Origin of the sequence: Streptomyces sp. NPDC001787, from assembly GCF_040297465.1 — a bacterium.
Classification (GTDB): Bacteria; Actinomycetota; Actinomycetes; order Streptomycetales; family Streptomycetaceae; genus Streptomyces.
In genome coordinates, this window is sequence record NZ_JBEOZE010000005.1 from 139280 (window position 1) to 161679 (window position 22400).

General features: G+C 72.1%; 17 protein-coding genes. 4 read left to right on the top strand and 13 right to left on the bottom strand.

Features of this window, described 5'->3' with window-relative positions:
- Positions 1 to 37: 37 nt before the first annotated feature.
- The 5 genes from ABT170_RS09245 to ABT170_RS09265 all read right to left on the bottom strand — a co-directional run bounded on the left by ABT170_RS09245 (position 38) and on the right by ABT170_RS09265 (position 6389).
- Positions 38 to 1486, bottom strand: a complete 1449-nt coding sequence (locus ABT170_RS09245; protein ID WP_329942856.1) for a DUF4407 domain-containing protein — start codon at positions 1484 to 1486, stop codon at positions 38 to 40.
- Positions 1479 to 2552, bottom strand: coding sequence for a hypothetical protein (locus tag ABT170_RS09250; RefSeq protein WP_329942855.1), 1074 nt, complete (start codon positions 2550 to 2552; stop codon positions 1479 to 1481). The genes ABT170_RS09245 and ABT170_RS09250 overlap by 8 nt, the downstream gene beginning before the upstream one ends.
- A complete protein-coding gene (locus tag ABT170_RS09255) occupies positions 2549 to 4849 on the bottom strand; it encodes a hypothetical protein (RefSeq protein ID WP_351865422.1) in 2301 nt (766 codons plus the stop codon). The genes ABT170_RS09250 and ABT170_RS09255 overlap by 4 nt, the downstream gene beginning before the upstream one ends.
- The gene (locus tag ABT170_RS09260; RefSeq protein ID WP_351865425.1) at positions 4842 to 5672 is read right to left on the bottom strand and encodes a hypothetical protein; all 831 of its coding nucleotides are present in this window, start codon (positions 5670 to 5672) and stop codon (positions 4842 to 4844) included. The genes ABT170_RS09255 and ABT170_RS09260 overlap by 8 nt, the downstream gene beginning before the upstream one ends.
- 93 nt (positions 5673 to 5765) lie before the next feature.
- Complete coding sequence (locus ABT170_RS09265) at positions 5766 to 6389, bottom strand: Crp/Fnr family transcriptional regulator (RefSeq protein ID WP_329942852.1); 624 nt, start codon at positions 6387 to 6389, stop codon at positions 5766 to 5768.
- A gap of 838 nt (positions 6390 to 7227) precedes the next feature.
- Here ABT170_RS09265 and ABT170_RS09270 point away from each other — a divergent pair.
- Positions 7228 to 8034: an SGNH/GDSL hydrolase family protein gene (locus tag ABT170_RS09270; protein WP_351865428.1), complete on the top strand. Its 807-nt coding sequence runs from the start codon at positions 7228 to 7230 to the stop codon at positions 8032 to 8034.
- Between the two features lie 107 nt (positions 8035 to 8141).
- Here ABT170_RS09270 and ABT170_RS09275 read toward each other — a convergent pair whose 3' ends face one another.
- Positions 8142 to 9650, bottom strand: a complete 1509-nt coding sequence (locus ABT170_RS09275) for an MFS transporter (RefSeq protein WP_351865431.1) — start codon at positions 9648 to 9650, stop codon at positions 8142 to 8144.
- Positions 9651 to 9696: 46 nt separating this feature from the next.
- On the opposite strand from ABT170_RS09275, the gene ABT170_RS09280 reads away from it, so the two are divergent.
- Complete coding sequence (locus ABT170_RS09280) at positions 9697 to 10227, top strand: winged helix-turn-helix transcriptional regulator (protein ID WP_351865434.1); 531 nt, start codon at positions 9697 to 9699, stop codon at positions 10225 to 10227.
- Between the two features lie 285 nt (positions 10228 to 10512).
- Here the strand turns inward: ABT170_RS09280 and ABT170_RS09285 are convergent, their stop codons facing one another.
- Both ABT170_RS09285 and ABT170_RS09290 read right to left on the bottom strand, forming a co-directional pair.
- Positions 10513 to 10872: a nuclear transport factor 2 family protein gene (locus ABT170_RS09285; RefSeq protein WP_329943021.1), complete on the bottom strand. Its 360-nt coding sequence runs from the start codon at positions 10870 to 10872 to the stop codon at positions 10513 to 10515.
- A gap of 137 nt (positions 10873 to 11009) precedes the next feature.
- Positions 11010 to 11846: a class I SAM-dependent methyltransferase gene (locus ABT170_RS09290; protein WP_351865437.1), complete on the bottom strand. Its 837-nt coding sequence runs from the start codon at positions 11844 to 11846 to the stop codon at positions 11010 to 11012.
- A gap of 88 nt (positions 11847 to 11934) precedes the next feature.
- On the opposite strand from ABT170_RS09290, the gene ABT170_RS09295 reads away from it, so the two are divergent.
- Both ABT170_RS09295 and ABT170_RS09300 read left to right on the top strand, forming a co-directional pair.
- A complete protein-coding gene (locus ABT170_RS09295; RefSeq protein WP_351865440.1) occupies positions 11935 to 13749 on the top strand; it encodes a S9 family peptidase in 1815 nt (604 codons plus the stop codon).
- Between the two features lie 253 nt (positions 13750 to 14002).
- Positions 14003 to 14827 carry an SURF1 family protein gene (locus ABT170_RS09300; protein WP_329942846.1) on the top strand — a complete coding sequence of 275 codons (825 nt, stop codon included), beginning with the start codon at positions 14003 to 14005 and terminating at the stop codon, positions 14825 to 14827.
- 163 nt (positions 14828 to 14990) lie between these two features.
- Here the strand turns inward: ABT170_RS09300 and ABT170_RS09305 are convergent, their stop codons facing one another.
- From ABT170_RS09305 to ABT170_RS09325, 5 genes are all read right to left on the bottom strand, one after another.
- Positions 14991 to 16064 carry an S-methyl thiohydantoin desulfurase family protein gene (locus ABT170_RS09305; protein WP_329942845.1) on the bottom strand — a complete coding sequence of 358 codons (1074 nt, stop codon included), beginning with the start codon at positions 16062 to 16064 and terminating at the stop codon, positions 14991 to 14993.
- Entirely contained in the window at positions 16057 to 17658 is a 1602-nt protein-coding gene (locus ABT170_RS09310) for a hydantoinase/oxoprolinase N-terminal domain-containing protein (RefSeq protein ID WP_329942844.1), read from the bottom strand. Before ABT170_RS09310 ends, ABT170_RS09305 begins: the two co-directional genes overlap by 8 nt.
- A gap of 256 nt (positions 17659 to 17914) precedes the next feature.
- On the bottom strand, positions 17915 to 19435 hold the full coding sequence (locus ABT170_RS09315) for a cytosine permease (RefSeq protein ID WP_351865444.1): 1521 nt from the start codon (positions 19433 to 19435) through the stop codon (positions 17915 to 17917).
- 134 nt (positions 19436 to 19569) lie between these two features.
- Positions 19570 to 21132: a hydantoinase/oxoprolinase N-terminal domain-containing protein gene (locus tag ABT170_RS09320; RefSeq protein ID WP_351865447.1), complete on the bottom strand. Its 1563-nt coding sequence runs from the start codon at positions 21130 to 21132 to the stop codon at positions 19570 to 19572.
- Positions 21129 to 22355: an S-methyl thiohydantoin desulfurase family protein gene (locus tag ABT170_RS09325; protein WP_351865450.1), complete on the bottom strand. Its 1227-nt coding sequence runs from the start codon at positions 22353 to 22355 to the stop codon at positions 21129 to 21131. The genes ABT170_RS09320 and ABT170_RS09325 overlap by 4 nt, the downstream gene beginning before the upstream one ends.
- Between the last annotated feature and the right edge of the window lie 45 nt (positions 22356 to 22400).

Genomic DNA, 22400 nt, shown 5'->3' on the forward strand with positions numbered 1-22400 from the left:
CCGGCTGCTGTGTTCCCGGCCGGCGCAGGCGGATGTGTCAGACCGCCGACGAGCGGCGGATCTCGTCCTCCAGCGCGTTCACCGCCTGCCGGACCCGGATGTTCATCGCTGCGGTGTGTTCCCGGAGCGCCGCCTCCGACTCGGCGCGGTGCCGCCGGACCTCCTGTTCGATGGCGTCCTGAGCGATCTCGATGTTCGCCATGGCCCGGCGCTCGGCGAGCCGGGCCTCCTCGTCGTGGATCTTGACGGCGCTGTTGCTCGCGCTGGTGAGCATGCGGTCGTACGCGGACTCGCCGCTCAGGTACTTCACCAGCACGGGGAGCACATCGAGGAGTACGAACAGCAGGCGGACCAGCCAGATGCCCACGAACAGCACCGGGTTCCCGGCCGCGAGCCGGTCGAGCGCCCGCATCCGTTCCAGGACACCGATCCCCTTCTGCTTGGCGCGTTCCTCGCCCAGCCGCCGCTCGATGCCGTCGGCCCGTGCCGTGAGGAAGGCACCGCGGGACACGGTCTGTTCGGCCTCGATCTCCAGGGTCCGCCTGTTCATACGGGCCAGCCGCTTCTCGTTCTCGCTGGTGCGGTGGGTCGCCCGGTAGTCCTGCGCCTTGTCGCGCAGGCGCAGGCACTCCGACGTCCGCTGGTACAGGCCGGTGGCAGCCATACGGATCAGCTTGCGGCACTCGTCGCGTACGTCGGAGTCGATGCCCTCCAGCCTTGCGGTGTCACGGTCCACCCGCTTCTGCAGGACGGCGGCGTCCGCACGCAGGGCGGTCAGTTCCTCGACCCGTTCGCCGGGCGTATTGCCGAACGAGAGGACGTACGAGCTGCCGCAGCCCTTCGGGGTGACGGTCCGCGTCGTGGACGGTACGGGGTTGCAGCGCACCAGGTTCGTACGCAACCGGTCGATCGTGTCCGTACGTTCGTCGGCGACGTGCTGCTCGATGGCCGTCTGGAAGATGCGCAGTACCAGGGGCTCGGCGATCACCATGCCGAGCATCAGGGCGATCAGCAGGCGCGTGAGAAGGGGGCCGAGCCGTCGCCGTGCGTTGGGCTGCGGAGTGACCAGCCAGCGGTCGAGGTTGAGCACGAACAGCATCCAGATGACCGTCGGGACGAGGACCACCGGCGAGAACCCGCCGAGCGCCTCGGTCGCGAAGTTCCACATGGAGAACGCCGCGATGACGGATGTGCCGAGCACCACCCCGCCCAGGGCCGTGTACTTGCTCCGCTCGTACCTGACCCTGGCGAGCAGTTCCTCGTCGACGCCGGTCAGGGACCGCAGCCGTCGTGCGGCATCGAAGCCGTGGGGGCGACGGGCGGTACGGGCGGGGGTGCCGTCCCCGGTGGGGTGTGCGGCGGGCCCGCCCTCGGCGGTGCGGGCGGCGGCCCGGCGGCCGGCGGTACGCGCGGCGGCATCGTGGCCGGTGCCCTGTCGGTCCGCCGTGTCGGGGGCCGTCACAGGGTTCGTCAGGATGTCAGTCAACGAGATCGTCCTCGTCCTTGACGAAACCGCCCTGCGGGTCGCGCGAGCCGTTCCGGCCCGCTGCCGTACGAGCGGAGTTCATCGGTCCCGACTCGACCATGCGGCCGGCGCCGGCGGCGATCCCGACGCCGGGTTCGCTCGGGCTGCCCATCTCCCGCATGACCTGTTCGAGGACCTGTTGAAGGTCGACGTACTCGCTGCCGCCCATCTGCCGCAGCAGCGTCAGCAGCATTTCGCGGCGCAGTTGCGCCTCCGCGGTCTCCCGCGCCTGCGCGTGGGTCCGGTCCGACGTGTCGGCCTCGTGGCTGCGGGCCGACTTCTCCTGGGTGGTCCGGTGGATGCGGGCCGCCGCCGCGGTGACGTCGATCTCCTTCCGGGCGATGCCGAAGGCGTCCACATGATCGGAGCCCTGGGAGAGCAGTTCCGCGATCCGGAGCGCGTCCTGGGTCTCGAAGTCACGCTGCCCCCGCTGGAGTTCCCAGAGGCGTCGCTCATCGCGCAGCTTCTGCTCCCAGTCCCGCAGGTCCTGCGAGGCGTGGACCTCGGCGCTGACGAACTCCACGCTCATCCCCGCGACCCGCGGCGGCACGATCGCGCTGTAGGCGGTCATACGGTGACCGACCTCGGTCCGCACCGCGTTGACCTCTTCCACGCGGTGTCCGGCGCTCACCCTCGGCAGGTCCCCGTCGGCCACCAGGTAGGCGCGCAGGGGAACGGTGACATCGATGATGCCCTGCCGGGCGATGACGGTCGGATCGGTCACCTGGCAGGTGAAGGACGTCCGCACCGTGAAGTTGTCCGCCTCGCTCAGCGACGGGAGCGTGCGCTCCACCTCGACCAGGCGCGCCCGGGTGTCGACCAGGCTGACGGAGGAGGCATCGATCACGTCGGGGTGGGACGGGTCGAACACCATGCCCTCGGGGTACGGGCGGTAGTTCCCGCCGACCCGGAAGACGTAGACGGCGCCGGGTGGCAGGTCCGGCACATCGTCGCGGCGGCGACGCCGGGACCACCACGCGCCCTGGACCGTGGCCAGGATGTGCTCGCCGATGACGGGGTAGTTCACTTGCTTCGGCCTCCTTGAGCGGAAGGGAAGGGCTGGGTGGATATGAGGGACGCGGTGGTGCGCCGGTAGTGCCCCGGCGAACGGCCGCGCAGGGATCCGAGGAGCACCTGCGCCAGCTGGCGGGCGCCGGGGATCGCGTAGTCGGGATGTCTCAGGGCGATGGACAGGTGGTGGCACAGCGCGGCCCACTGGGGCGCGCTCATCGCGTTCCGCATGGCCTCGCCGAGTGCGCGTACGGCGTCGGTGACGGAGGGGTCGTCGCGCAGCTGCACGAGCGTCCGGCACAGCGCGCTGACCGCCCGGCTCCGATGGCCGCTGTGCAGGACATCCGCCCACAGGGACCCGAGGTGACGGGCGCTGTCCGGGGCTGTGCGCAGGAGGGCCGCGGTGATGGGTTCGGAGGCATCCGGCCGTTCGGCCCGCAGGAGCTGGATGGCGGCCCGCAGCGCGATCGACCGCTCCTTGGACCCCCGCGCGGCCTGGGCGATCATGGTCCGTACGTACCGGAGGATGAGCAGCGCGCGTTCCGGTTCCTGTTCGGCGGACTGCAGCAGCAGGACCAGCGAACGGTGGGCCGAGAACGCGATCCGCTCCCCGCGCCGCATCAGCGACCAGAGCTGGTTGAGCGCGTCCAGGCGGTAGAGGGAGCCGAGGCGGCCCGTCAGCGCCATCGCCGACGTCACGGCGCGGCGGGGCCCGCTGTTCTCCGCCCAGCCCAGGGCTATGTACAGGGCCTGCGGAGCGAGATGCTCGGTGTCGCACATGAACTGCAGCGTCAGCGCGGCGGTCACTCGCTGGCTGATGAGCCCTTCGGACCACACCTTCAGCATGTTCTCGTCGACCTCGGCGAGCGCGTGCCGGGCCAGGAGCGCGACGCCGCGGGCCACCTCCGTACGGGTGCCCAGATCACCCACCAGGGCCATCTCGGCCAGCCACTGGCGCATCGGGTACCAGAGCTCGTAGCCGTACAACTCGTGCAGCTCCGCGATGACGAACTCGCGGACACGCGGTTCGGTGAAGACCAGATGCCGCTCGCCGCGCCCGTCGTTCCGGCCCGGACCGGACCGGTGCTCGGTGGTCACGAGTCCCACCGCGCGTTCCTTCCAGCGGGCCCGGGACTGCTGGGCGACCGCACCGCGCAACGCCGTCCTGCCCTCGCTGTCCGGCTCCGCGGCCGGTGTCTCGCCGCTCTGTTCCCAGTCGCGCACAAAGGCGGCGAACACAGCACACTGCTTCTCGAACGTCCGCTCCGGGATGCCTTCCAGGAAGGCCAGGGCCGCCAGCGGGATCAGGTCGTCCGCGCACGGCTGCCTGCGGAACAACTCCCTCACCAGCTCGCGGCACCGGTCGCGAAGGGTGTCCAGCGCCGCCTCCGCGCCCTCCCTGGACAGGACCTCGGCCGCCGCGACCATGTCCGCGGGCCGGCGCTGTTCCCGGACCCGCTCCCGCAGCTCCCGTTCGACGTCCGGCGCGAGGGCGCTGCGCGGGAGCCGGTCCCTGCAGTGCTCGAACAGTTCCACGGGGTCCGGAGCCCGCCACGGCACGCAGTGGTCGCGCAGCGCCAGCCGCCGACGGGTCGTGCCACCCGCCGTCATCACCAGGTACGACCCCTTGCGGCCCAGTTCCTCGCTCAACCGCCTGATCGAGTAGGCCTGTACGGCCTCGACGTTCAGCTCGCCGACGTAGTCGAGGATGACGTATCCCTGGCCCGGCTTGAGGTCCCTCGACGCGGCCAGCTCGGCGAGCGCGTTGGCGGGCGACAGGCTGCGCAGCCTGGCCTCCTCGCCCAGGATCTCCCTGAGCAGGGCCAGGGAACCCGCGCCCCGACCACAGCTGTCCTCCCCGGTCAGCACGACGAAGGCGTCCTCGCGCAACTTCCCGAGCGCCTCGTCGAAGCAGGGCTGCGGCGGGACGTAGAAGCGCAGAGCGCGGTTCATCTCCTCGGGCTCGATCGTGCCGGGGGCGAGACCGGGGGAGGATGCGGCGCCGAAACCGAACGCCGCTCCGGAGGCGTCGACGACGCCGTAGAAGTTGTTGCTGACCAGCTGGTGGACGCGGCGCAGATCGTCGTAGCCCCGGTCGTCCTCCTCCTGTTCGTCCGCCTCCTTGCGCCGCTCGGGAGCCGGGTCCGGTCCGGCATCCGCTCCGGCATCCGGGCCGGCATCCGGGTCGGGGATGTCCTCTCCCGCTTCCGGCTCACCGGCGATGCCGTCCGGCAGGGGCGGCGCGATGTCCTCGTCGGCAGCGGGTACGGGCGGCACGGCCGGCCCTTCGTGCGGGTCCGGTTCGTCAGCCACCGGAGCTCCCGAAGCCGAAGACGGCACCCCGGGCATCGACGGAGCCGGCGACATTGGTGACGTTGATGTTGTCCGCCCGGTACTCGTGGCTGGTGCCCGTTCCCCCGGACCCGCCCGCGGCGGCCGGCTCCGGCCGGACCGCCGCGGGCTCCCCCGACGCAGGGTCCACGGATTTCCCCGTCTCCGTGGTCCCGGGCTGGTGTCCCGCGGTCCCGGGCCGGTACGAGGAGGCGGCGGATGCGCCGGGCGCGGGCACCCGGAGCCAGGCCGTGGCCTCGTACTCCTTCACCTGGACGGCGACGCGGGTGAAGTCCTCGGGGACCAGGGTCGTATGACGGCCCGCCACCACGGACCGGAAGACCTCGTCCGACAGCAGCAGCACCAGATCGGCCTCGGGGTGCGCGGCCAGGGCCTCGTACAGCGGATCCGCGTTCAGCAGACGCGCCGTGGCCACCACGGCCGTACCGGCGAAGCCGTTGTCGGCCAGCTCCACCAGCCCCTGATGGATGACGGCCCGCAGCCGCAGCCGCGCCTCGGGAACCCGCTGGGCGTTGAACTCACGTAGCTCGGCGGCAAGATGGCGGATGTAGTCGTCGACCAGGCGCGCTTCCATGCCGTCGACGGGCCGCACCGCCAGCTGCTCGTCGCCCTTGTGCTGGATCTGCCACTGCGCGCGGTCCAGACCGGCCCTCCTGGCGGCGCGGTCGAGAAGCCGCGGCAGATCGTGCTGGATTTCGGACTGCCTACGGTCGTTGTTGCTTCCGTAGCCCTGCGCGTCCACGGCAATGCAGGTGCAGGGATAGAAGTCAGGCCACGCAGCCACCCGATCATTTCCTCTCTGGGCAGGTGATGGGCAGACGCTGCCCACGAAGTGCTGCCCGAAAGGCTAGGAGTGCGTACGTAAAGTGATTCCGTATCAGTACGGGTTTTCGGCCACGACTTTGGCAAATTCAAGCAGCTTCGGAACATCACAGATGGTTATGTTTCGGTAACTGCGTTCCACCAGCCCCTGAGCCGTCAGCACGGCCAGGTTCTTTTCCGCGGTGTTGAGCTTGAGGCCTGCCAGGGAGGCGAGTTCCTTCTGTGTCAGCGTCACGCCGAGGTCGCAGCGCTTGCCGTCACTGTCCGGTTCGGGGCGGGCGTAGGCCTGGCTCAGCTCGGCCAGGACCCTGGCCAACCGGGTCAGCGAGTCGTACGCCTGGAAGTCGATCCGGCGCCGGTTGGCCCAGCGCAGCCGGGCGCACTGCATATGGAGGACGGCACGCAGGGCGTCCGGATGGCGGGAGAGGAAGCTCTCCAGCGCCCGCACCTGGATGATCCGCGCGTTCACGTCACTGCACGCGATCACCGTGCCGGACCTGGGGCGCTCCTCGAAGGCCGCCATCTCACCGACCAGGTCACCCGCTATGCGGACGGCGAGCAGCATGTCGTAACCGCTCTCCGCGCTGGCGACGACCTTCACGACGCCCCTCGTGATCAACAGGACGTGCCGGCTGTCGTCTCCCTGCCGGAGCAGGGCGCGGGACGGCGGATAATTCATCGGCGTTCCCTGGCTCAGGAGTTCTTCCCGCGTCGAGTCCCGCAACCGGCCGAGGAAAGTGGACGGCGGCCATGCGTGATTCACCAGTACCCCCGGCCTTCCCGCTCCGCGGCGCATCGCACCGCTCAAGCCTGGTCATGCTGCCGTCGAACCGAGTCCCGGCAAACAGGCCGGACCGGATGTGGCCTGTTTTCTTTCCCCTCAGCCAGAATTGACCGAACATGCATTCCAGATAAGAAACAACTGACCTACCCGCGCCCCGTGCCCAACCGCGCGGAGAACTCGGCGGACGCCGACCGAGGCCCCATCGAGGCCGACCCCGGAAGCCGGTCCGCGGAGCCGGTCCACGGAGCCGGTTCCTCCGAACCGATCCCTCCGAGCCGGTGCGCGGAGCCTGTCCCTCCGAGTCGGCTTCGGCGTCAGCCTCGGGGTCGGTCCCTTGGCGGCGAACTGGGCGCGCGATCGGCCGGTTCGCCCGGCGCGACGATGCGCTCGGGGCGGCACCCCCGGCACCCCGGCACTCCAGGCACCCCCGCACTCCCGTGCGCCGTGCCGCCCCCGACCGGGTAACCGCTGTGCGCGCGTACGTCATAGCGTCGTGCCCCCACGCCACTCCTCGGCGGCACTGAAGGTTCCGCCGAAAGTTCCCCCGAAATTACCGGTTCTCACACCGACTTGAGGGTTTATCTACGCGCGGAGCACCGGCACCCGAACGATCATTCGGGCATATCAGACGACTTCTCGCCAGGCCATTACCGGCGGGTACCAAGAGCTGCTAGAAACTGGGGCGCTCCACCAATCCCCCCACCCACTCCCACACTTCGAAGGGCTGGCAGCCATGTCAGTACGAAGAATTTGGGCATCCGTCTCCACCCTGGCTGTCGCGGCCGTTGCCGCCCTCGGTGTCGCCGGGCCCGCCGCTGCCGCCGACTCGGCCGCCGCGGGCGGCTATGTGGCGCTCGGCGACTCCTATTCCTCCGGCGTCGGCGCGGGGAGCTATATCTCCGACAGCGGCGACTGCCGGCGCAGCACCAAGGCCTACCCCTACCTCTGGGCAGCCGCGAACTCCCCCGCCTCGTTCGACTTCGTCGCCTGCTCGGGGGCGACGACCAGCTCCATCGCCAGTAGCCAGCTGGGCGTGCTGAGTTCGTCGACATCGCTGGTCAGCGTCACGGCGGGCGGCAATGACGTCGGGTTCGCCGACGTCATGCAGGACTGCGTCCTGTCCAGCGAGGCCACCTGTGTCAGCAGCGTGAACTCGGCGGTCTCGCAGATCCAGACCTCCCTGCCCTCGCGCCTCGACTCGCTCTACGGCAGCATCCGGGCCAAGGCTCCGCAGGCCCATGTGGTCGTGCTGGGCTACCCGCGGTTCTACAAGCTCTCGGGCAGCTGCATCGCCGGGCTCACCGAGACCGAGCGCAGTGCGATCAACAACGCGTCGGACGTGCTGAACGGTGTCCTGGCCAAGCGGGCCGCGGACGCCGGGTTCACCTTCTCCGGCGTGGCGGACGAGTTCTCCGGGCACGAGCTCTGCTCCGGTGACGCCTGGCTCCACAGCGTCTCGATCCCGATCTACAACTCGTACCACCCCAAGGCCGCGGGACAGTCGGGCGGCTACCTGCCCGCCTTCCGGTCTGCCGCATAGGGACGCACGGCACGCACAGCTCCACCCCCCACAGGTACGGCGGTCCACCGGGTTCGGCCCGGTGGACCGCCGCTGCCGTTCCGGCCGCCTTCCGCTGCCGCGTCCGCTCAGGCGGCGTTCGGTGCCGCGGCCGGGCGGGGCAGCGCCAGGGCCGCCCCGGCAGCCAGTACGGCGATGGCCGCGGCGGCCCACCAGCCGTCCCGGAACACCTCCAGTGCCGCGTCGGGTGCGGCGGGCGCCCCGATCAGCGTGACCATCAGCGCGACCCCCAGCACCGAACCCGTCTGGCGGGCCATGGTCGTGACGGCCGATCCGGTCGCGAAGCGGGTGGGCGGCAGGGCTGCTGCCGCCGCGCCGACCAAGGTGGTCAGCGCGAGGCCCACCCCGATGCCGGTGATGAGCATGCCGGGCAGGAACCCGGTCGCGTACCCCGGCTCCGTACCGAGCCGCAGGGCCCACCAGGCCATGCCGACGCCGAACAGGAAGCAGCCGAGCGCGGCGGTGCGACCGGCGCCGAAGCGGCGGACGACCGGACCGGAGGCGACCGCCAGCAGCGGCACGACGAGCGGGCCCGGGGCGATGGCCAGTCCGGTACGGATCGCCGAGTACCCCCACACCTGCTGGCACCAGAGCACCGAGGTGAGCAGCATGGCCGCGAACGCCACCGTGAAGAGCAGGGAGGCCAGGGTGGCCGCCGCGAAGGCCGGCGTACGCAGCAGGGGCAGTTCGACGATCGGTGCCGGATGCCGGGCCGAGCGCAGGACGAAGCCCGCGGCGAGCACGACCGCCGCGAGGAGCGAGCCGAGGGTCACCGGCGAACTCCAGCCCCAGTCCTCCGCCTTGACCAGCCCGAGCGCCAGGGACCCGATCGCGAGCGTGAGCAGCGCGGCACCCGCCAGGTCCGGCAGGCGGCCCTCGCGGTCCGGGCGCGCGTCGGGCAGCAGGCGGGCACCGGCCACCACACCGACCACCCCTACCGGGACGTTGACCAGGAACACCCAGCGCCAGTCGGCCTCCACCAGCACGCCCCCGACGACCGGGCCGAGTCCGGCCGCCACCCCACCGATCGCGGCCCAGCTCCGAATGGCCCGCGGGCGGCGTTGCGGCGGCGTGTTGACCAGGAGCAGCGCGAGCGAGGTCGGCATCAGGGCGGCGGCACCCGCCGCCTGGAGGACCCGGGCCGCGACCAGCCAGCCGACGTCGGGGGCGAGGGCGCAGAGCGCGGAGGCGACGGTGAAGACCGCCAGCCCCAGCAGGAAGCCCCGCCGGTGGCCGTAGCGGTCGGCGAGCCGTCCCGCGACGACCAGCAGCGCGGCGAAGACGATCGCGTACGCGTTGAGCACCCAGGACAGCGAGGCGAGGGAGCTGCCGCCGAAGGAGTCGCCGAGCGCGGGCACGGCGACGTTGACGATGAACAGATCGAGGTTCACGACGAAGACACCCGCCGCGATGATCCACACGGCGGCGCGCGACCGCGCCGGAGGCTGGGCCCCGGTGGAGACCTGAGCCGGGGAGGGGATGGCCGGTGGGGCGGGGGCGGCCTGTGCTGCGGAGGCGGGGGCGGCCGGTGGGGCGGGGGCAGCCGGCACGAGTGGGTTTGATTTTCCAACTGTCATGACGGCAAGCTAGCGCCAGTGAGTTTGAGATGGCAACCTAGTAGGGATGAACGCTTCGACGAACCCCGAACCCCTCGCCGTCAGGCTCCCCGGACGGCCCTGTTCCGCTGCCGCCGCACTCCATGTGGTGGGCGAGAAATGGGCGCTGCTCGCGGTGCGCGAGATCTTCTTCGGCAACCACCGGTTCGAGGCGATCGCCCGGAACACCGGTGCGCCCCGGGACCGGATCGCCGCCCGCCTTCGCGCACTGGAGCAGGCCGGAGTGGTCGAGCGCCGGCCGTACAACGAGCGCCCGCCGCGCTACGAGTACCACCTGACCGCGTCGGGCCGGGACCTCGCACCGGTGATCCGGGCGCTGCTGGAGTGGGGCGACCGGTGGGTGAACGAGGAGCCGCCGGTCGTGATGGTGCATGAGCCCACGGGCGAGCGGGGGGCGGAGAGCCCGCACAGCCACCCGCACGATCTCGATGCCATCTGGATCTGCCGTACGTGCGGCGAGGAGGTCGCGACGACCGCACTCACCGTGGACGTCCGCGCCCCCGGCTGGGACCGCACCGGACCGGTCCCCGCCGAGTAGGCCCCGTGTCCCGGGCCCCTGGTCCGTCCCGTGCCCCTGGCCTGTCCCGGGTCCGTGTCCCGTCCCGCTCGGAGGCCGGTGCTCAGTGCCCATGACTCAGGTGCCTGTTGACCAGCGCTCCGTGCGCTGTGTTCCGCGTGCTGTGCTCTGCGCGCCGTGATCCGTGCGCCGTGATCCGTGCGCCGTGCTCCGTGCGCCGTGATCCGTGCGCCGTGCTCCTGCCAGCCGTGATCCGTGCGCTGCGGTCTGTGCGCGCTGTGCCGTGCTCTGCGCTATGTGCGGTGCTCAGTAGCGCTCGACCAGATGCTCCCGGCCCGCCGGGGGCTCGTACGACTCGGGCCAGAAGTCCGTCACCTCCGTGATCCGCCCCTGCGCGTCGAACGTGAAGAAGTGAATCGCGTGCAGTTCCTCGCCGTCCGCGGTGACGTGGGTCCGCGCGGCGGCCTGCCGGCCCTCGCCGTCGGCCACGATCCGCTCGATCCGGATGTGCCGGTCCCCCGGATACTCCTGGTGGAACCGGACGTACCGCTCCTTGCCCCGGATGCGCTCACGGCTCTGCGGCAGGTCGTACACCACCTCGTCGGCAAGGGTCGCCGCCAGCGCGTCCCCGTCACGGGCGTCCGCCGCGGTCCAGTACGTCCGCACCACCGCACGCAGTTCGGCGCCGGTAACACCGCGGCCCGCCCCCTCCGCCCCGCCCGCCCTGCCTGTCATGTCAGTCGTGTCCGTCATGGACCGAGTGTGGCCCCCACCACTGACAATCGGCCGCGATCTGTCATCGTTCAGCCGCTGACCTGGCGCGATGCCTTGATCGAATACATCAGCGGAATCCGCGGCCGGTCCGCGGGGAAGCGGTAGTGACCGTCCGGGTGGCGCTCCAGCGAGCCGAAGCGGGCGAACAGCGAGACGTCGTGCTCGTGCAGGAACTCGATCCGGAGCCCGGCCGCCGCCAGCGCCGAGACCACTTCGCCCACGGGATGCTGCCACTCGACGCTGCGGTTGTGGACGGTCGGGGCATCGAAGTCCGCGTACGTTCCGGGCGTCTCGTCCACCCACGCCTCACGGCTGAAGTAGTCGTACGTGATCGTCGACCCCGTCGAGTCGTCCAGCGTGTCGGTCAGCGGATGGAATTCGGCGAGGTAGAGGAAGCCGCCGGGGGCGACGAGCGAGGCCGCGGTCTCCGCCCAGCGCCCGATGTCGGGCAGCCAGTTCAGCGCGCCCACGCCGGTGTAGACGATGTCGTACGAGGAGTCGGGGACGGCTTCCTTCGCGTCGTACACATCAGCGGCGACGAACGCCGCCCGGTCCGGGGTGAGGCCCAGCGACCCGGCGAGCGAACGGGCGGCCTCCACGGCGGGCTCGGAGAAGTCGAGACCGACGACGTGGGCGGCGCCGTGCCGGGCCCAGGACAGGGTGTCGAGCCCGATGTGGCACTGGAGGTGCAGCAGGGACTTGCCGGTGACATCGCCGACCTCGGCGAGCTCGAACTCGCGAAGGGCGTCCTTGCCCGCCCGGAACGCGTCCAGGTCGTAGTAGTCGCTCGCCTCGTGGATCGCCACGCGCTCGTCCCAGCGCGCGCGGTTGGCGTCGTGCCAGTCGTCCGGGGTCGGTGAGTACATGAGCGGAAAGTTACCCACAGGCCGGGGGTGGTGCGAGTGGTTATCCACAGGCCGCCCGCTCGTGCGTCCGATCGGGTTGGATGGTGGCATGAGCGATACACAGAACGCCTCGTCCGCACCGGAGTGGGAGCAGCGGTTCCGCGCGCCCCGGGTATCCCTTCCCGACTGGGCCGAGGACGCCCCTGAGCGCTCACTGTTCGTCTCCAACGCCACCGGCACGTACGAGCTGTACGCCTGGGACCGGACGAGTGGGGAGCAGCGGCGGGCGACCGACCGGCCGAACGGGACGACCGACGGGGTGCTGACCCCCGACGGCGAGGCCATCTGGTGGTTCAACGACACCGACGGCGACGAGTTCGGTGTGTGGATGCGGCAGCCCTTCACCGGCGGCGAGGACGAACCGGCGGCTCCCGGTCTGGAGCCCTCCTATCCGGCCGGTCTCGCCATCGGGCGGGACGGGACCGCCGTGATCGGCCGCTCCACCGACGAGGACGGCACGACCGTCCATGTCGTGCGCCCGCGGGAGGAGCCCACCGAGATCTACCGGCACCGGGAGTCCGCCGGGGTCGGGGACCTCTCCCACGACGGCGCGCTGATCGCCCTGGAGCACACGGAGCACGGTGACGCGATGCACTCCGCGCTGCGCGTCGTGCGCCCGGACGGTTCCGTGGTCGCCGAGCTGGACGACACCGAGGGCGGCACCAAGGAGCTGGGCCTCGCGGTGCTGGGCTTCGCACCGGTGGCCGGTGACTCCCGGCTGCTCGTCGGCCATCAGCGCAGGGGCCGCTGGGAGCCGATGATCTGGGACCCGGTCGCGGGCACCGAGACCGCCCTCCCCATCGAGTTGCCGGGCGACGTGGGCGCCGAGTGGTATCCGGACGGCTCCGCGTTGCTGATCGAGCACAGCTTCGAGGCGCGCAGCGAGCTGTGGCGGTACGAGCCGGGCGCCGACGGGCCGGTCAGGGTCCATACCCCCGCGGGCACGGTCTCGGGCGCGACGGCCCGCCCGGACGGCACCGTGGAGTATCTCTGGTCGTCGGCCGCGCAGCCGCCGGCCGTCCGTTCCACCTCCGGTTCCGTGGTCCTCGACCCGCCCGGTGCCAAGGCACCCGCCTCGGTGCCGGTGGAGGACGCGTGGGTGGACGGCCCCGGCGGCCGTATCCACGCCCTCGTGCAGCGGCCCGCGACCGGTGACGGCCCGTTCCCCACCGTCTTCGAGATCCACGGCGGCCCGACCTGGCACGACAGCGATGCCTTCGCCTCCGGCCCGGCAGCCTGGGTGGACCACGGCTTCGCGGTCGTACGGGTCAACTACCGCGGCTCGACCGGCTACGGCCGCGCCTGGACGGACGCGCTCAAGCACCGGGTCGGTCTGATCGAGCTGGAGGACATCGCGGCCGTACGGGACTGGTCGGTGAAGTCCGGGCTCGCGGACCCGCAGCGGCTGATCCTGGCCGGTGGCTCGTGGGGCGGCTATCTGACGCTGCTCGGCCTCGGCACACAGCCCGAGTCGTGGGCCCTCGGACTGGCCGCCGTGCCCGTCGCCGACTACGTCACGGCCTACCACGACGAGATGGAGGCCCTGAAGGCGATGGACCGCACGCTGCTGGGCGGCACGCCCGAAGAGGTCCCGGAGCGCTTCGAGGCCTCGTCTCCCCTGACGTACGTCGACTCGGTACGCGCCCCCGTCTACATCTCGGCGGGCGTCAACGATCCGCGCTGCCCCATCCGTCAGGTGGAGAACTACGTGGACCGCCTCAAGGCGCGTGGCGCGGTGCACGAGGTGTACCGGTACGACGCCGGGCACGGCTCGCTCGTCGTGGAGGAGCGGATCAAGCAGGTCCGGCTGGAGCTCGACTTCGCGCTGAAGCACCTGGCTGACCCCCCGGCGACAACGGTCTGAGGGCCGGGGCCGAGGCCGGCTGCGGCTGCGGCTGCGGCTGCGGCTGCGGCTGCGGGCAAGGACTGGCCGGACCGAGGCGGACAACGGGGGCTGCGGCGGCCCGGGGCCGGGCTCGCGGCGGACTCCGGGCGGTCCGGTCGGCGTGTGACGTCAACGTGGCGACCGCCCGTCGCCGCCCTCTGGGACGCGTAAGGGCCGGATAAATGGTGTACCCCGCTCCGGGCGGCCGGGGCGGGGACCGTACCGTGGAGGGGTGTACCGGTTCCTGCTGACCCCGCGATGGTGGGGGATCAACCTGTTCGTCGTGCTGGCCATCCCGTTCTGTGTGTTCATGGGCACCTGGCAGCTCGGCCGCTTCGAGGACCGCGTGCAGACGCACGAGCAGGCCGAGAAGCAGCCCGACCCCAGCACACGGGCGGCCAAGCCGCTCGACTCGCTGCTGCCCGTCGACAAGGTGACGTCCGGCCGTCCGGCCGTCGCGTCCGGTACGTACGCCGACCAGTTCCTGGTCCCCGGCCGCGAGTTGGACGACCGCAACGGCTTCTACGTCCTGAACATGCTGCGGACCGACAGCGGCAAGGCCCTGCCCGTCGTACGCGGCTGGCTGCCCGGCACCGCGGGACGCACCGCCGTCCCGGCCGCGCCCAAGGGCGAGGTCACCGTGACCGGTGACCTCCAGGCCTCCGAGAACATGAACAGCGACGGCGTCAACTCCGAGGGCGGGCTCCCCGACGGGCAGCTGGGCATCATCAGCGCCGCGTCGCTGGTGAACCTCGTCCCGTACGACGTGTACGACGCCTGGGTGACGCTCCCCGAGGCAAAGACCGGTACGGGCGGCGCGATGAAGCCGGTCCCGGCCGCCGCGCCGCAGGGCACCGGGCTCGACCTGAAGGCCTTCCAGAACCTCGGCTACACCGGTGAGTGGTTCGTCTTCGCGGGCTTCGTGCTCTTCATGTGGTTCCGGCTCGTCCGGCGTGAGGCCGAGGCCGCCCGCGACCTGGAGCTCGGCCTCGTCCCCGAGACCCCGGCGGCCGAGTCCCCCGCACTCTCGCGCGACGAGGACAAGGCCTCCGTCTGAACCCGGGACCAGGGCCTGGGCCCGGACCCACCGCCCGTGCCGCTGCGGTCGGAACACTGTGACCGGTAACACTGCGACCGGAACGCTGCGACCCGGACGCTGCGGCCGTGCCCCGGGCCCTGCTCCCGGGAAGTCACGGTCACAGCGTTCCGGACCGTTGTGCTCAGGCCGTGCGGAAGGGCACGTAGTCCGTCTCGTACCCGAAGTAGCGCGGCCCAGCGAGTTCCAGGCCCTCGGGGCTGGTCCAGCGCGGGTCGCACGGCGCCGCCAGCACGCTGATGCGCAGCCCGTAACGCAGGCCCTCCGTGGTGACCGGATCGCCGGAGTCGGTGTCCAGCACACAGATCAGGTCCGGGGTCGTGGCCACCGTCTCGCCGTCCCTGGTGGCGAGCAGGTGCTCGTTCTGGAAGTCCAGCTCCAGCGTCCGGCCCGCGTCCGTGCCGACACCCTCGATGCGGGCCCGGCCGCGGGCGAACCCGCCCTCGGTGCGCCGGCTGACGTCGATCACCTTGCCGGTCAGCAGGTGGGTGCCGGACAGCAGGTTCCGGGCCGCGGCCACCGGGTCGGTGTGCGCGGCGCGGGCCTCCCGTACGGCGGCCCCCAGGTCCTCGGCCAGCGTCAGGGTCGCCGGGACCAGGCCCGCCGCCAGCTGGTCGCCCCGCAGGACCGTGTCCGCGCTGGAGATCTGGCAGCCGAGTTCGACGCAGACCGCGCGGGCGATGCGTTCGGCCGCATGGTTGTCGACGGCCTCGACGATGATGCTGTTGCCCTTGTCGTCGGAGATCGCCATCGGGGTGTTGCGGACCCCGATCAGTCCGGGCAGCACCATCTGGGCCTCCGGGAACGCCCGTCCCATCGCGTCCCCGTCCACGATCGGCAGCCCCGCCTCGGCGGCGCAGGCGATCGGCAGCATGGAGTTGACACCGCCGATCTCGATCGGGGCGATGTGCGTGGCGGGGCGCCCGATGTACTTCTCCAGGGCGCGCAGGGCGGCCAGCTCCTCGCCGCCGTTGGGCACCCGCTCCAGAAGGACGGTCGGCGCCCCCATGCCCGAGATCGGTACGACGGTGGCGTCGGGCGCCACCTCGTCGAAGTCGACGACGCGGACGGGTCCGTGCCTGCGGATGGCCTCGCGGGCGAGCAGCATGCCGATGTAGGGGTCGCCGCCCCCGCCCGTGCCGAGGATTCCGGCGCCCCGGGCGATGTCTTCCAGGTTGTCCAGGGTGATCTCACGCATGTGCCGCTGCTCCGGTGGTGCGGGCCGTGCCGTTCACGGCGGTGTGTGCTGCCTCGGTGATACGCGTCAGGTCCAGATCGCCGACCGCCTTGACCCTGATCCGGGTGGCGCCGCCGGGCAGATAGGCGAGCGGCACCTCCTCCAGGTCGACGATGCGCACGGTGCCCTGCCGGGCCCCGGCGTCCAGGGCCCGGCCCTCGGCCTCTTCACGGGCCTGGGCGAGCACCTGGTCCCGGCGGCCCTCGGGGACCCGGAAGACCCGGTCGACCTCGCCGCCCACCTGGGCGATGGCGGCGCCGACCGCGTTGGCCACGTCGAAGTGACCGGGCCTGCGCACATCGTCGAAGCCGGGCAGGGCCCCGGGCACCAGGATCGAGCCACCGCCGACCGCGACCACGGGCAGCGGGGCGGCGGAGGTGCGCATCCGGTCGACGGTCTCCGCGAGGCGCTGGGCGATCCGGTCCAGGGCGCGTTCGGCGAAGTCCCGGTCCAGGTGCGCGACCAGGGCGGCGTCGCCCACCTCGGCGCGGCCCGCGGCGACCGCGAGGTCCGTGGCCGTCAGCCTCGTACCGCCGAAGACCAGGGCCTCCTCGGTGAGCCGGTAGCCGACCGAGCGGGGCCCCGTCGCGCCGTCCTCCGATACGTGGGAGCCGCCGCCGATGCCGAGGGAGAGCACGTCGGGGATACGGAAGTTGGTGCGGATTCCGGCCGCCTCGCTCTCGCCCGCCGCCTCCCGGGGAAATCCGCCGACGAGGATGCCGACGTCGGACGTCGTGCCGCCGACATCGACGACCGCGCAGTCCCCGAGCCCGGAGAGATGGGCGGCGCCCCGCATCGAGTTGGTGGGCCCCGAGGCGAAGGTGGCCACCGGGTACGTACGGGCGAAGTCGACGTCCATCAGGGTGCCGTCGTTCTGCGAGAGGAAGAACGGCGCGGTGATGGACACCTCGGCGAGCGCCTTGCCGAACGACTCCACGATGACGGTGGCCAGGTCGCGCAGCCCGGCGTTGATGATCGTCGCGTTCTCGCGGGCCAGCAGCCCGATGCGGCCCAGTTCGTGGCTGAGCGAGAAGTGCACGCCGTCGCCGAGTTCACCGGCGAGTATCTGTGCGGCGCGCCGCTCGTCCTCCTCGGCGACGGGCGAGAAGACGGACGAGATCGCCACGGAGGTGATGCCGCGAGCGGCTATGTCGGCGGCGGTCCGCCGCAGTTCCTCGGGGTCGAGCGGAGAGAGCGGCCGGCCGTCGAACTCGCGCCCGCCGTGGCACAGATAGCCGTGGCCGCCCACGGCCTGCCGCTGCCGCTCGGGCCAGTCGACCATCGGCGGCAGCGCGGCGGTCGCGGGCAGTCCGAGCCGGACCGCGGCGACGGGTGCCAGCCGGGCACCCTCGATGAGCGCGTTCAGGAAGTGCGTCGTGCCGATCATCACCGCGGTGATGGCCTCGATGGGCGGATTCAGGGCACGGATCGCCGCGGTCACACCGGAGGTGATGTCGGACGTCGTGGGGGACTTGGCGGCGGCGATGACCCGGCCGTCGTCCCTGAGGAGGGCGGCGTCGGTGTTGGTGCCTCCGACGTCGATACCGATACGCATGGGGAGTGTCCGTCTCTTGAGTTCGTACGCGGGTGGCTCGTACGGGGGTGGCCCGTACGGGGGGGCTCGCACGGGGTGAGGTAGGGGGGTTGGGGGGAGGGTGGGGGGGTGTCTGTCCGTACGGGTGATTCAGGTCTGTGTGGGTGGTTCCCTGTTGTCCGGGGGTTCCTGGGCCGAGTGGGTGGTTTCCGGTCGTGCGGCCCCGCCCGGTCGTGGAGGCTCAGGGGATGCACGGGGCTCAGGTGCCGTACGAGGGTCAGGGGGTCGGCTTCACCGCCTCGCCCACGGCCGCCTCGGCCCCGGCCCCTGCCCCTGCCCTTGCCTCGGCCTCTGCCCTTGCCTCGGCTTCGATCTCCACTGCCGCGGCGGGCCGGTCGGGCTGGGTGAAGGGCAGTTCGCGTGCGGCGCGCACCAGCCCGAGCCTGCCGAGAACGACATAGCCGACGCCCGCCAGCAGCAGGGAGTTCAGGGCCGGGATGCCGCCGATCTGGTAGTGGTCGCCGAGCCAGCCGACGAGGGAGGCGACCGCCCACAGGGCGATGGTGGCCGGCACCCAGCTCGGCTCGGTCTCCGGGAGCCGGCCGAGGGCCCGCGAGGCATCGAGCTGCGGGCGCCAGCGCTTCACGATGAAGTACTCGGCGACCATGATCCCCGCGACCGGCGGGGTGAGGACGCCGAGGATCGTGAGGAAGTCCGTGAACCTCTCCAGGATTCCGGCGGCGGCGGCGAGCGAGCCGAGCACCCCGATGACGACCGTCGTGCCCACCCGGCCGAGGCGGATCTTGAAGAGCGACTCCACCGCGCTGACCAGGCCCAGCGTGGACGAGTACAGGTTCCAGTTGTTGATCTTCACGGTGGCGGAGACCAGGACGATCACGCCCACCACTCCGGAGGACGCGGTGATGATCGCGATCAGGTCGGAGGACTTCACCGCGTAGGCGAGCAGCACACCCGCGAGACCGAGGACGTACTCACCGAGCGAGATGCCGATGACGGTCTGCTTGACGACGTCACCGGTGTTGCGGTTGAAGCGGGTCATGTCGGGGGTGGTGACGGCGCCGACGATGTACGAACCCGCCACGATCGTGGCGCCTGTGGCGATGGAGATGCTTGCGCCGAACGGCTGTGCGGAGATCAGGTCCCCGAAGGAATGCCGGGATATCTCGACGCTCATCGCCCAGCCGGCCAGGCCGAGGAAGGCGGGAACGGTCACGAAGGCCGTCCAGCCCATGGCCCGGAAACCGCGCAGGACCAGGGCGGTGACGGCGAGGCCGCAGATCAGGCACCAGGCCCAGAGGGCGACCGAGGGCACCAGGGAGTGCAGCCCGGCGGCGAAGACAGCGGTCTGCACGCCGAACCAGCCGAACAGGCTGACCGCGATGACCAGGCCGATGAGCGTGGAGCCGTAACGGCCGAATCCGGTCCAGCGGACCAGCATCGACGTCGACAGCCCCTCCCGCATTCCGGCGATGCCCACGAAGATGCAGACGATCTCCAGGATCACCGAGCCCAGGGTGAACGCCCAGAAGGCGCCCCAGAACGAGAGGCCGGCGCCGAGCGTGGCACCGAGCAGGAACTGGGTGAGGTCGGAGAGCTGGCCGAACCGCTGTACGGCCACGTTGAACCACGAGTAGCGGGCCGCCTTGGGGACCCGCTCCAGTGGGTAGTCCTCGTCGGTTCCGCCGGGAATGCCGGCCGCTTCACGGCTGCCCGGGGCGCCTGGTGAGCCGGGCGCGCCCGGGGTGCCGGGCGGGGTGGCGGCTTGCGAGTGGGTCATGGGGACGTCCTTGAGGAGTGAGCGGGCACGGCGGGGAGGGGCAGCGCGGCGGCGGGCTGCCCGAACGGGAGGGGAGGGTGTGGAGGTCGAGGGCGGGGGTGCGGTGAGCGGGGGCGGTGTGGTCCGGGTCCCGGTTACAGCGGTAGCGGTGGTCCCGCCGCCCTCGCCCGGAGCAGGGTGGCGCCCGGGAGGTACGGGACCGAGATGTCCGGTTCCAGCGCGGTACGGACCCGGCGGGGATCCGCCCCGGCCCGTACGGCGGAGGCGCGCGCCAGTTCCCGTACCTCGTCGCGGGCCGCCGCGAGGCGGGTGGGCAAGCCGGGGCCGGGTGGCACGACGCGTTCGTGGTGCCCGCCGACCGGGCTGGCGGCTGCCCCGAACGCGCCTGCCACACCACCGTGTTCGGGGCGTACGACGTCGAACCCGGCCAACGCGGTGGCCGGTACCGTACCCGCGCCGCCGCCCACCAGAAGCACGGGGAGGCGCCCCGCCGCAGGCTGCATCCGGTCCACCGCCTCGGCGAGTTCACGGTGTGCGGCGCTACGGGCCGGCGGGAGCGGCCCGGGATCCGGCCCCGCCCCCGGCTCCGGGGGCAGGCCCTGTCGCGGCGCGCCCACCGGTGGCAGGGCGACGGTCAGCAGATCGGGAATCCGGATGCTGACCGGCACGCCTCCGATGCGCTCCCCGGCACCCGCCTCGCGCGGATAGCCGCCGGTCAGCACACCGACGCGCGCCCGCCTGCCGCCGATGTCGGCGACCACCGCCTCGCTCACCCCCGCGAGCAGTCCGGCCCCGCGAAGGGTGCAGGCGGGACCGCTGCCCAGGCTCAGCCCCGGATAGCGGCGCAGATAGTCCAGGCTCATCAGCGTGCCGTCGTGCCGGGTCACCAGGACCGAGGCGCCGGGGGCCAGTCCCAGCAGGGGCAGCGCGGCGGTGAGTTCGTCGGCGATACGGACCACGAGGTCGCGCAGCGCGGCGTACAGGACGGTGGCGTTCTCCCTTTCGAGGAGGCCGAGGGTGCCGACCTCGCCGGAGAGCAGGACCGGTACGGAGGGACCCGCCTCGGCCTGAAGGATCTCGGCGGCCTCCCGCTCCTGGCCGGCGTCGGCCGGTGAGAAGATCCCGCACACCGCGAACGCCTCGGCCCGACCGGCGAGCCGGGCACCGAACCGGGCCACCGCCTCCCGGTCGAGCGGCATGCCGCCGTGCGGGCCGAGGACGCTGCCGCCGTCGACGTTGGAGTACCCGGCGCAGACGGCGTCCCGCAGGTCCGACGGCCAGCCGAAGAGCGGACGCACCGCGTCCGCCGCGGCTCCCCCGATGCGCAGCACGCCCACCTTGGCCAGCCCTCGCCGTTCGTTCACGGCACGCGCGGCAGCCCTGAGCCCGACGGCGAGCTGAACCGCCCGTCCGCGCGGCCCGGCGGGCAGCGCGCCGACCGCGGCGATGATCGAGGCCACGGCGTCGTCGGGCACGGACGGCACCTTGGCCACGGCCACGGCGACGAGGTCACGGCCGGCGCCCGTGCTGTCGTGGCCCGCGCCCGAGCCGGGGACACCGCCCGTGCCGTTGCTGCCGTTTCCCGTGCCGACACCGCCGGAGCCGACACCGCCCGAGCCGATGCCCCCCGTCCTCCCGCGTTCGCCGAGCAGGACGGCATCGGTGCTGGTGGGGCCGACATCCACGCCGACGATCATGTGAGACCCCCCGGGGCGGTACCGGTCCGGGCCCCGTCACGGTCCAGGCCCGCCAGGCCGAAGACGGCGGGACCGGCCAGGGCGAGGCCCTGCGGGGTGTACCAGGCGGGATCGGAGCGCAGGGTGAGGAGTTGGACGCGGAGCCCGTAGCGCACCGACTCGACCTGGACCGTCTCACCGGTCCGCAGATCGAGCAGGCAGATCACATCGGGCACCAGCGCGAGCGGCCTGCCGTCCTCCACCGCCGCGACGAACTCGCTGCGTCCCTCGACCAGGACGAGCCGGCCCGCGTCGGGCCCCATGCCTTCGAGCAGCACGCCCGTCGCCTCGCCGCCGTCGCTCTGTGTGGAACGCCGGACGGAGGACACCTTGCCGGTGAACCCGGGGCCGAAGTCACCACCGGGGCCGAAGTCACCACCGGGGCCGAAGTCGCGGCCGGGGCCGAAGTCACCGCCGGGGCCGAAGTCGCGGCCGGGGCCGAAGTCACCGCCGGGGCCGCCGGGGCCGCCGGCGCCGACCTCCATGCCGGTACTGGTGCCGATGCCGGTGCCGGTGTCTCCGTGGCCCGGCGTCCGTGCCGTCCGGCGTCCGAGGCGCAGGGCCCGGGTGACCGAGCCGGCGACCGCGTGTGCCGCGGCCTGTGCCGCCGTGAGCGGGTAGTCGCTGGAGACCACCCGGCCTCCGAACGCGTCCACCGTGGCACGGCCCAGGAGTTCGAGATGGGCACCGTCGATGTGGTCGAGGATCACGGTGCGGCCCCATTCGTCCGCGAGCACGGCGGGCCCGGGGCTCATCCCGGCGAGTTCGAGAACGTTCTGGTCCATCCGGGGGAACGCCCGGCCCATGGAGTCGGCGTCCAGCAGCGGGAGCCCCAGCCGGGCCGCCCAGGCCAGCGCGAGGCAGCCGTTCAGGCCGCCGATCTCGCCGCTCATGACGGCCTCGACGGGCCGTCCGTGCTGCTCCTCGACCCTGGCGCGCAGCCGCGCGGGTTCGGCGCGGCTGCCGATCCGTTCCCCGGCGACGACGGGTGAGCCGATCTCGCTGACCGGCATGATCAGGGCGTCCCCGGGGAGCCGGTCCGGGGCGATCACCGGCACGGGCCCGCACTCCTCGATCGCCTGCGCGGCGACAACACGGGCCGGGGTGACGGGGCCGCCGCCTCCCGAGCCGAGGACGGCACAGCCCCGCGCGAAGTCGGCGAGCGCTCCGGCGTCGATGTGCATACCCCTCAGCGTACGAAGGCTCCGGGCGCATCCCATGGGCCACGC